This window comes from Stenotrophomonas sp. 1L-E-5-B-C3, from assembly GCF_057292075.1.
Window position 1 is genome coordinate 24036 of record NZ_JBXAWS010000028.1, and the last position, 10419, is coordinate 34454.

The following is a 10419-nucleotide window of genomic DNA, read 5'->3' on the forward strand; positions in this document are numbered from 1 at the left end:
GTTCTACTACCCCTGTGTGACAGCGGCCTGACATGGCGCGAGGTCGGCCATTCAGCGAGTGGCTTGCAGCACACGCCGTGGGCGAGCAGCATTGACCGTGCTGCGCCCCACAACGCCTCACGCAGAGCCTTCTTCGCCGAATGGAGCAACGTATGAAGCTGTTGTCCGCTGTGTTGTTGTCTGCGCTTTCACTCCCCGCCGTTCCGGCGCTGGCAGTGGAGGCGTCTCCTTCGCCGCTGTTGGGGCGCTGGTCGCTGGATATCGCTACGTCTGCGTTGCCCGAGGCGCAGCGCCCGAAGCAGGTGGTGCTGGAGTTCAAGGACGCCGGTGCGGGGCGTTGGAGTTCACATGTGGACATCGTCCTGCACGATGGCAATACCATGAAGTCCGACGGCACGCTGGCGCTGGATGGCACCCCAGGTCCCCTGTCCGGCACCTACGGTGCGGACAAGGCCAACCTGAAGCTGCCAGCGCCGAACACCCTGGTGATGCAGCTGGTGGACCACGGTACGCCGGCCTCCACCCGCATCTACACCGTGGCGGCCGATCGCTCGACGATGACCGAGACCAAGGCGTTCTACGGCCACGACGGTACGCCGATCCTGCAGACCAATCTGTTCAAGCGGATGCCCTAGCGTTGCCGCCGGCACCACGCCCGCAGAACGGACGTGGTGAACGCCGCAGCTTTACACAGCGGCCGGATCGCGCTTGCCGGTATCGATGCCGTACTTGTCGATGGCCTCCTGCATCCGCGAACGCTCGATGCGGCCCTCATCGGCCAGTGATTTCAAGGCCGCCAGCACGATGAAGTGGCGATCCACCTCGAAGAACGTACGCAGCGATTCACGCGTGTCGGAGCGGCCGAAACCATCGGTGCCCAACGCGGTGAAGCGGCGGTCGTTGATGAAGGGACGGATCTGGTCGCCGACGATCTTCATGTAGTCGGTGGCCACCACCAGGGGCCCTTCGTGGCCCTGCAGGCACTGCTGCACGTAGGGTACGCGCGGCTCCTCGGCCGGATGCAGCAGGTTCCGGCGTTCGGCGGCCAGGCCGTCGCGGCGCAGTTCGGTCAGGCTGGTCGCGCTCCACACATCGCTGGCGACGCCGAAGTCCTGCTGCAGCAGTTCCGCCGCGGCTTCCACTTCGCGCAGGATCGAGCCGCTGCCCATCAGCTGCACGCGTGGCTGCGAGGCGGCATCGGCGGCTGCCGGGCGCAGCAGGTACAGGCCCTTCAGGATCCCAGCCTCGGCGCCCTCGGGCAGTGCCGGTTGCGGGTAGTTCTCGTTGAGTACGGTGATGTAGTAGTAGATGTCTTCCTGCTCGACGTACATGCGGCGCAGGCCGTCGTGGATGATCACCGCGAGCTCGTAGTTGTAGGTCGGGTCGTAGGACACGCAGCTCGGGATCACCGACGACAGCACGTGGCTGTGGCCGTCATCGTGCTGCAGGCCTTCGCCCATCAGCGTGGTACGGCCGGAGGTGGCGCCGAGCAGGAAGCCGCGGGTGCGCGCATCGGCGGCGGCCCAGGCCAGGTCGCCGACGCGCTGCAGGCCGAACATCGAGTAGAAGATGTAGAACGGAATCGTCGCCAGCCCGTGGTTGCTGTAGGCGGTACCGGCGGCGATCCACGAACAGATCGCACCGGATTCGTTGATGCCTTCCTGCAGGATCTGGCCGTCCTTGGCTTCCTTGTAGTAGCTCAGCTGGCCGGCATCCTGCGGGGTGTACAGCTGGCCCAGGTACGAATGGATGCCGATCTGGCGGAACAGGCCTTCCATGCCGAAGGTGCGCGATTCATCGGGCACGATCGGAATCACCAGCTTGCCCAGTTCCGGGTCCTTCAGCAGGCTGGTGAGGATGCGCACGAAGCCTATGGTGGTGGACTGGCCGCGATCGCCGCTGCCCTGCAGCTGGGTGTTGAAGATCGACAGCGGCGGCAGCGGCAGCGGATCGACCTTGGCCAGGCGCGCCGGCAGCTGCCCGCCTTGGATGCGGCGGCGTTCGGCGAAGTAGGTCGCCTCGGCGCTGCCCGGCTCCGGACGCAGGTACGGCATTTCCTCCAGCTGCTCATCGCTGACCGGCAGGTTGAAACGGTCGCGGAACGCACGCACCGCGTCGGCGCTCATCTTCTTCAGCTGGTGGTTGATGTTCTGGCCTTCGCCGGCTTCGCCCATGCCGAAACCCTTGACCGTCTTGGCCAGGATCACGGTCGGCCGGCCGCTGGTATTCACGGCCTGCTGGTAGGCGGCGAACACCTTCTGCGGATCATGGCCACCACGTGCCAGCGCCCAGATGTCGTCGTCGCTCATGTGCGCGACCAGCTCCAGCAGCTCGGGGTAGCGGCCGAAGAAATGCTCGCGTACGTAGGCACCGTTCTGCGACTTGAAGGTCTGGTAGTCGCCGTCCACGCATTCCATCATGCGCTGGCGCAGCAGGCCGCTGTGGTCGCGGGCGAGCAGGTCGTCCCAGCCGCTGCCCCAGATCAGCTTGATCACGTTCCAGCCGGCCGCGCGGAAGGTGCCTTCCAGTTCCTGGATCACCTTGGCGTTGCCGCGTACCGGTCCGTCCAGGCGCTGCAGGTTGCAGTTCACCACGAACACGATGTTGTCCAGCCGCTCGCGGCCGGCCAGCGAGATCGCCGCCAGCGATTCGGGCTGGTCCATCTCACCGTCGCCGAGGAAGGCCCAGACCTTGCGGCCCTGGTGCTCCTTCAGGCCGCGGTACTCGAGGTAACGCATGTAGCGTGCCTGGTAGGCGGCGGTCAGCGGGCCCAGCCCCATCGATACGGTGGGGAACTGCCAGAACTCCGGCATCAGGCGCGGGTGCGGATACGAGGACAGGCCTTCGCGGCCCGCTTCGCGGCGGAAGTTGTCCATCCGCGCCGGATCGATGCGGCCTTCCACATAGGCGCGTCCGTAGATGCCTGGCGCTGAATGACCCTGGATGTAGATCATGTCGCCGTCGAAAGTGTCGGTGCGGCCTCGGAAGAAATGATCGAAACCCACGTCATACAGCACTGCCGCCGACTGGTAGGTGGCGATGTGGCCGCCGACGTTGGAATGCTTGCCGGCACGCAGCACCATCACCATCGCATTCCAGCGGATCATCGCGTTCAGGCGGCGCTCGATGGCCAGGTCACCTGGATAGGCCGGCTGGCGCTCGGGCGGAATGGTGTTGACATAGGCGGTCCACGCGCGGGTATGCAGGTCGCCGTGCTGCTGCGCATCCAGTTCGCTCAGCTGGTCGATCAGGTAGTGCGCGCGGGGCCGGCCGCCGGCCTGCATCACCGCCTCCAGCGATTCACGCCACTCCTGCGTTTCCAGCGGGTCGGTATCGAAGGGAATGAGGGCTTGATTCATGGCTGTCTCCAGAAGGCGCCGGTCGGACTACTGCCTGGGCGACAACACCGGCAGGGCGCACAGCACTGGAGCGGGGTCGCAACGGCGGGGCCGTGACGCGAAGGGCGACCGTGGCGGTCACCGAGAAGACAAGCGTAGGCCGGGCCACCCGGCTTCGATAGGCGGGCCCGGCTTGGGTCTCTGGCAAGCAAGGGTTGGCACGGCGCGCCGTATCATGGGCGGGCGTGCTGGGTGCGGCCGCTGATCAGGCCGGTGACAGGCCCGGGAAGAACATCGGGATGACCGCCACACCAATGCCCAGCAGGCACCAGGCCACGATCGGCAGCCAGCCCGAGAGCTGCTGGCAGCGTTCCGGCAAGCGGCGTCCTCCGATCCACAGCAGCAGGGTGAGCAGGCCCAGCGCGTAGGCGAGGGCGGCGACCACCGGATGCACGTGGACGACACGGCTGGGCGGCCACATCTGCTGCTGGTAGGCGGTGGTGTGGGCGACCAGCAGCAGGAACAGCAGGCTGCTGAGGGTGTTGATGGCGGTGCGGGCGTTCATTGCGGGGCACTCCTTGTGCCGGCTGCTGGAAACTGCAGGGGCGGCATTCTAGCGGCTGCGTGCCGGCAGTTGAAACGCCACTGTCATCGATGGCCGTCACCCTGCGGGGCTTTCCAGCCTCGGGGTGGTTGGTCGGCCGTGAACAGCGTGAGGATCTGGGAGAAGGGCTATGCCCTGCGGCGACGGCTGCTGCGTGGCTTCTTCCTGCGTCGCGGTTCGGCCAGCGAGGATGCCGAAGACCTGGCGCAGGAGGTCTACCTGCGCCTGCTGCGCAGCACCGGCGAGAATGCCGCAGCGATCGAGAATCCGGAAGCCTACCTGTTCGCCGTCGCGGCCAACCTGGCGCGCGAGCATGCACGCTCACGTTCGTCGCTGCCGCCGCTGGAAGACGTTGATCTACTGGCGGAAGTGCTGAAAAGCGAAGAAGACATCGAAGGCGAGTTCGAGCGCGCGCAGCGCTGGAACGGTATCCGCAGCACCATCGCTCGGCTGCCTGCGACGACGCGGCGGGTGATGGAGCTGCATTACCGCGACGGGCTGGACTGCCCGGCAATCAGCCAGCAGCTGCAGGTGTCGGTGCATATGGTGCGCAAGCATATCGGCAAGGGGCTGGAGGCCTGCAGGAAGGCGCTGGGCGCCAGGGAGATCAGATGAACTGGCATCCATTGCGTGCGGCCGACGATGAGATCGCCCGTGAGGCCGAGGACTGGTTCCTGCGCAATCGAGAGGGGAGTATGGGCGAGGCCGAGCGCGCTGCGTTCCTGCACTGGATGAAGCGTTCGCCCGAACACGTGCGCGCCTATATGCACGCTCTCACGCTGCACCGGCAGGTCGGTGCAGCGCTGCAATCGCCATTGCCTGAAGAGGCGCAGGCGCCGCCACGGCAGGCGGCCGCCAAGGTGGTGCCGCTGTTCGGTAGCGCACCCGCCGCGTCGCGCGCTGCACCGCGTCGCGGCCGCGCGCGCTGGTGGGCGGTGGCTGCCGCAGCCTGTGTCGCCCTGCTCGGCGTGGGCCTGGTTCCGCAGTTGATGCCCACCGAACAGCTGTACAGCGCCGACCATGGTGAACTGCGCGACCTGGTGCTGCCTGACCAGACCCAGGTGCGGCTCAACGCGGACAGCCGCCTGCGGGTACGCATGAGCTGGTTCAGCCGCAAAGTGGAGCTGCTGCAGGGCGAGGCCACGTTCGACATCGCCCGCGACCGCCGTCCGTTCGAAGTGCAGGTGAACGGGCTGCAGATCCGTGACATCGGCACCGTATTCGACGTCTCGCGACGCCTGCAGGGCACGCGCATCGGCGTGGTCTCCGGCGAAGTGGAGGTGTGGAGCCAGGGCAGGGATGCAACGCGTCTTGCGCAGCTGGGCGAAGGCCGGGTGGTGCAGGTCGACGCGCGCAGCCATGCGGTGGAGTCGCTGGATGTACCGCTGTCGATGCTGCTGGACTGGCAGCAGCGCAAGGTGTCCTTCCTTGATGAGCGGCTGGATGAGGTGGCTGCCGCCTTCAACCGTCACAACCAGGTGCAGGTGCGCGTGCTGGACGAGGGTGCGGCAGCGGCACGGCTTTCCGGCAGCCTGGATGCACATCGCATTGGGGCTCTGCAGGCGTTCCTCGAACGCGATCCGCGCTTCGTCGTCCGCCGCGAGGGCGACACGATGCGGGTCGGCAGCCGCTGAGGCCGGCGTGGCCCTGCGCTGTCAGAAAAGATTCATCGAATCCGCGTTCTCCACTTCGGTGGAAGCGGGCTCTTACTTGGGAGAAGCCGCTGTCGAATCGCTCAGCGGCACCTGCTGCCTTCTCTCTTCCAAGGACCCGTGATGCGCAACACGCTCTACCTGTCAATCATCCTCGCCCTGTCTCCCTGCAGCGTACCGCTGGCAGCCGCGGCCACTGCCGATGGCCTCGAGGCGCGCGTGCCGGCTCCGATCGCGGCGCAGCCGCTGGCGCGTGCGCTGGAGCAGTTGTCGCGCAGTTCCGGCGTGCAGTTCCTGTACTCGGGCAGCGGTGAAGCACGCATGGCCGGGGCGGTGCCGCGTGGTGCGACCGTCAAGCAGGCACTGGACGCGCTGCTGGCAGGAACCGGCCTGGGCTACACCGTGGTGGACGGCAACGTCATCGCCATCGATCCGGCGCCCGCACGCAACGAACCGAAGCGGGCCGCGCCGAAGCCGCGCGAGGCCGAGGCGGTGGTGGCGCCGACCCTGGACACGGTGAAGGTGATTGCTGCACATGAGGTGATCGACCAGAAAAAGACCTCGCCGGTGATCAAGGATTCGGTGGTCTACGACGAGATGGACAGCTACGGCGACGAAACCCTGGCCGAGAGCCTGATGGCCGCGCCGGGGCTGAGCGCGGTGGAAGACGCCGGCGAGCCGCGTTACGTGACGGTGCGTGGCGTGCAGGCCAACCTCAACTACACGACGATCGATGGCATCGCGATTGCCAGTGTCGGTGGCAGTGGCTCGGGTGAGCGCATGAACAACCTGCAGCTGATCCCCAGCGACATTGGCACCCGTACCGACATCTACAAGAGCTTCAGTGCCGAGCAGGCGCCGGATGCCATCGGCGGCGTGATCGACATCATCAGCCGCAGCGCGTTCGACCGGTCCGGCAGGTACGTGTTCGCCGATATCGCCGGCATCTATTCCACCGCTGAAACCAACGTCGAGCGCAGCGCCGGCGGTGATCACAAGACCCTCGGCCACTTCGGCAAGAGCGCCAAGATGGTGTTCTCCAACCAGTTCGGCGCCGACCAGGAATTCGGCATCGTTGCGGTGGCCCGCTATGAGCAGCGCTCGCGCAACAGCGTCAAGCGCTGGGTGGAGTCGAACTACTACTACAACGACGCCGGCAAGTACCTCACCGACGGCACCACTGGGCCGGACGAGGCCAAGGGCTGGAACGGGCTGCGTGCGCCCGGCAATTTCAGTACCGGTACCTACACCAACTTCATCACCAATTTCGGTGGATCGGCCAAGCTGGAATGGAAACCGTCGGACGATCCGTTCTACGCGTCGCTGCTGCTGTACTCGTACCGGTTCTACGAGAACTCGACGATGAACAAGACCGACCTGTACGGCAACGCCAAGTTTCCGGTCCGCAACCAGACCAATGACAGCGGCACCACCCAGATCAACAGCATCTACATCAAGAACCGGCATGATCGTTGGGATCGCAGCAATCGCGGCGCCATCGCCAGCTTCAACTGGGACATTGGTGACCGTTCGCGGTTGACCCTGCGTGGCGGCCACACCGAAGAAACTTTCCACAACAGCCAGGTCTACTGGGGTGTGCGCGCTTATCCGAGCAACCTGTTCGTCGACTACGAGAACGACAGTCACGGCTTCCCCAACGCGGTGGCGGTGTCCGATTCCAGCCTGTTGACCAGCTCGGCCTTCAAGCTCAACCCGGCACAGGCCTATGTCTCGCCGCGTGATGCCAAGGAGAGCATCGACAACCTGCGCGCCGACTTCAGCTACAACATTGATGCCGATGCGCGCGGCTTCGGCCTGGCTGCCGGTGCCGAATACCGCCACCTGAAGATCTGGCAGGACATCGACTTCGACTACTTCAAGAGCAGCGCGACGCTGAACGACTATCTGTACCCCGGCTCGACACTGCTGGGCAGCGTGCCGGGCTTTCCGCTGATCGACAATCGCAAATGGAATGACGAACTCGCGCCCACGCTTGGCGGCAACGACGCGGCCTATCCGAATGCCGATTTCACCAGTGACTACAAGTACGTTGAGGACATCACCAATGCCTATGTCTCCGCGCACTATGCCTGGGATCGGCTGTTGCTGATCGGTGGCCTGCGCTACGACCACACCACCTTCGATGCATTCAGCCCTTTCAGTGATGATGGCGGTGCCACCTATACCTCCGCGTTCCGCAGGACCAGTGGTGGCTACAACAACCTGCTGCCGTCGTTGAACGCAACCTTCAAGCTGACCGACGACCAGCGCCTGCGCTTCTCCGCCAGCCGCACCCTGGGCCGGCCGACGCCAAGCAACATCGCCCAGGCCACCAGCACCAGCTGTGGCGATGACGAGGAGGGCAGGGGCTTCTGCACGATCAAACAGGGCAACGCCAACCTGCAGCCGCGCCGTTCCACCAACATCGACCTGGCCTGGGACCTGTATTTCAACGACAACAACGGCCTGGTCTCGGTCGCGCTGTTCGACAAAGTGATCAAGGACGACATCTACACCCTGACCACGTTCGAGAACGTGGGTGATACCCGCTACCGGGTCACCCAGCCGATGAACACCGACGCGTCCAAGCTGCGCGGCGTCGAGTTCGCGGTGGCCAACCGCAACCTGCAGTGGGGCCGCCAGCGCTTTGATATGTATTTCAACGCCACGCGGCTGGAAGGCCAGACCAACTACCGCATCAGTGATGGCAGCGAGCGCCGCCTGGACCGCCTGCTGTACCAGCCGGACTGGTCGCTCAATGGGTCGGTGATCTGGCGCATGCCGTGGAAGAGCGCACAGCTGCGCATGTCCGGCACCTACCGCAGCCGGATGCTGGTCGACTTCGGTGATACCCAGTGGCTGGACTCGTACTACGACCCGTACATGACCTTCAACATGGCCTTCAGCCACAAGGTCAGCAAGCACGTGACGCTGAAGTACGAGGCCAAGAACCTGTTCAACACGCAGCCGACCTACAGCACTGGTCCCAACGGTCGCTTCCGCACCGAGATCGACGACTACGGCCGCTTCTTCTACTTCCACATCATCTACAACTGAGGGCGCACCCGTGGATACGATCAATCGCAGGCGATTCCTGGCCCTGGCCGGTCTGTCCGCCGCCGGCGCCTGGATGGGCACGGCACGGGCGCTGGCCGCGCAGACTGATGCCACCGCGCTGAACCCGCGCAACCTGCTGGCCTCGCCGCGGTTCGCCAGTACACCGTTCACCCTGGGCGTGGCCTCGGGTGATCCCTCGGCCGATGGCATGGTGCTGTGGACACGCCTGGCAACGGAGCCGCTGGTGTTCGGTGGTGGCATGCCGACACAACCGATGGCGGTCCAGTGGCAGCTGGCGGCCGACGATGGCATGCGCAAGGTGGTGCGCCAGGGTTCGGCGATGGCCCACCCCGAGCTTGGCCATGCCGTGCACGTGGAGCTGGACGGGCTGGCACCGGGCCGTCCGTACTGGTATCGCTTCAGCGTGGGCGGCCACGCCAGTGCGGTGGGCCACACCCGCACGCTGCCGGCAGCAAGCGCTGCGGTTGATCGTGTCCGTTTCGCCGTGGCCGGTTGCCAGCACTATGAGGAGGGCCATTACACCGCGTGGCGGCGCATCGCCGAGGAGCCGCTGGACTTCGTCTTCCACTACGGCGACTACATCTACGAGGGCGCAAGCCAACCGGGCGCGCGCCGGATGAACGGCCAGCCGTTCACCAACCTGCGCAACCATGTGGGCCCGCAGATCTATACGCTGGACGATTACCGTCGCCGCTACGCCCAGTACAAGAGCGATTCCGACCTGCAGGCCGCGCATGCATCGGCACCGTGGTTCGTCACCTTCGATGACCATGAAGTGGACAACAACTGGGCCGGTGCCGAAGACCAGGACGACACCCCCAGCGAAGTATTCCTGCTGCGCCGCGCACAGGCCTTCCAGGCTTACTACGAGAACATGCCGCTGCGTCGATCGGCGCTTCCCCGCAACGGCCACATGCAGATGTATCGGCGTGCCAGCTATGGCACGCTGATGGACCTGCACCTGCTCGACACCCGCCAGTACCGCAGCAAGCAGGTGAACATGGCGCTGCGTGAGGAAGTGGAATCACCGGCGCGCAGCATCGTCGGTGCGAAGCAGGAGCGCTGGCTGTTCGACGGACTGGCCGATGCCAGGCCACGTTGGCACACCATCGCCCACCAAGTGGCACTGGGCAACTACATGCGCGAGAAGGATGGTGTGGTTCAGTCGTCCGACGACCAGTGGTCGGGCTATCTGGACAGCCGCCGGCGCCTGCTTGACCACATCCAGAAGGTTGGCTTCGGCAATGTAGTGACCGCCTGCGGCGACGCGCATCGGCACTACGCCAGCGACCTGGTGCAGGACCATCGTGATTCAGGCGTGGTCTCCAGCGAATTCCTCGCCACCTCGATCACCTCCGGTGCCGATGGCCAGGGCGTGGACGCGTATGCCGAGAACCAGCTGCGGCACAGTCCGCAATTAAGGGCGACCACCGACAAGCGTGGCTATGTGCTGTGCGATGTCACCCGTGATGCGTGGATCGGCGACATGAAGACGCTGGATACCGTGATGCAGCCGAACGGAACGGTGCAGAGCTGGAAGCGCTACGCGGTGGAACACGGCCGGCCGGGGTTGCAGGAGGCCTGAATCTACCGGTCTACCCTGTAGAGCCGAGCCCATGCTCGGCTGCTCTTCGATAACTGACCGGAAAAGCAGCCGAGCATGGGCTCGGCTCTTGTGTCTTGGATCGTGCCCTGATCAGGCACAATCCCCCGGTGACCCGGGAGGCTCCGATGACGCTGCCTCGGC

The 10419-nt window shown here is 65.3% G+C and carries 7 protein-coding genes; 5 read left to right on the top strand and 2 right to left on the bottom strand.

Going from position 1 to position 10419, the window contains the following annotated elements:
* Positions 1-152 precede the first annotated feature (152 nt).
* Positions 153-635: a LuxR family transcriptional regulator gene (locus AC0Z6F_RS21510; protein ID WP_485618410.1), complete on the top strand. Its 483-nt coding sequence runs from the start codon at positions 153-155 to the stop codon at positions 633-635.
* A gap of 51 nt (positions 636-686) precedes the next feature.
* Here the strand turns inward: AC0Z6F_RS21510 and aceE are convergent, their stop codons facing one another.
* Together aceE and AC0Z6F_RS21520 are read right to left on the bottom strand one after the other, a co-directional pair.
* Positions 687-3359, bottom strand: a complete 2673-nt coding sequence (gene aceE / locus AC0Z6F_RS21515) for a pyruvate dehydrogenase (acetyl-transferring), homodimeric type (RefSeq protein ID WP_485618408.1) — start codon at positions 3357-3359, stop codon at positions 687-689.
* Between the two features lie 244 nt (positions 3360-3603).
* Positions 3604-3903, bottom strand: a complete 300-nt coding sequence (locus tag AC0Z6F_RS21520) for a hypothetical protein (RefSeq protein ID WP_485618407.1) — start codon at positions 3901-3903, stop codon at positions 3604-3606.
* A gap of 138 nt (positions 3904-4041) precedes the next feature.
* Between AC0Z6F_RS21520 and AC0Z6F_RS21525 the strand changes: the two genes are divergently transcribed.
* From AC0Z6F_RS21525 to AC0Z6F_RS21540, 4 genes are all read left to right on the top strand, one after another.
* Positions 4042-4557 (top strand): RNA polymerase sigma factor, encoded by a 516-nt coding sequence (locus tag AC0Z6F_RS21525; RefSeq protein ID WP_004152962.1) that lies wholly within the window; start codon positions 4042-4044, stop codon positions 4555-4557.
* On the top strand, positions 4554-5576 hold the full coding sequence (locus AC0Z6F_RS21530) for a FecR family protein (RefSeq protein ID WP_004152963.1): 1023 nt from the start codon (positions 4554-4556) through the stop codon (positions 5574-5576). Before AC0Z6F_RS21525 ends, AC0Z6F_RS21530 begins: the two co-directional genes overlap by 4 nt.
* 141 nt (positions 5577-5717) lie before the next feature.
* Positions 5718-8651 carry a TonB-dependent receptor gene (locus AC0Z6F_RS21535; RefSeq protein WP_004152964.1) on the top strand — a complete coding sequence of 978 codons (2934 nt, stop codon included), beginning with the start codon at positions 5718-5720 and terminating at the stop codon, positions 8649-8651.
* A gap of 10 nt (positions 8652-8661) precedes the next feature.
* On the top strand, positions 8662-10257 hold the full coding sequence (locus AC0Z6F_RS21540; protein ID WP_485618403.1) for an alkaline phosphatase D family protein: 1596 nt from the start codon (positions 8662-8664) through the stop codon (positions 10255-10257).
* The last annotated feature ends 162 nt before the right edge of the window (positions 10258-10419 follow it).

What these genes read in the sequence shown, in the direction of transcription:
- aceE (WP_485618408.1), bottom strand. Translation starts at nt 3,359, where the DNA reads ATGAATCAAGCCCTCATTCCCTTCGATACCGACCCGCTGGAAACGCAG.
- AC0Z6F_RS21510 (WP_485618410.1), top strand. Translation starts at nt 153, where the DNA reads ATGAAGCTGTTGTCCGCTGTGTTGTTGTCTGCGCTTTCACTCCCCGCC.
- AC0Z6F_RS21535 (WP_004152964.1), top strand. Translation starts at nt 5,718, where the DNA reads ATGCGCAACACGCTCTACCTGTCAATCATCCTCGCCCTGTCTCCCTGC.
- AC0Z6F_RS21520 (WP_485618407.1), bottom strand. Translation starts at nt 3,903, where the DNA reads ATGAACGCCCGCACCGCCATCAACACCCTCAGCAGCCTGCTGTTCCTG.
- AC0Z6F_RS21530 (WP_004152963.1), top strand. Translation starts at nt 4,554, where the DNA reads ATGAACTGGCATCCATTGCGTGCGGCCGACGATGAGATCGCCCGTGAG.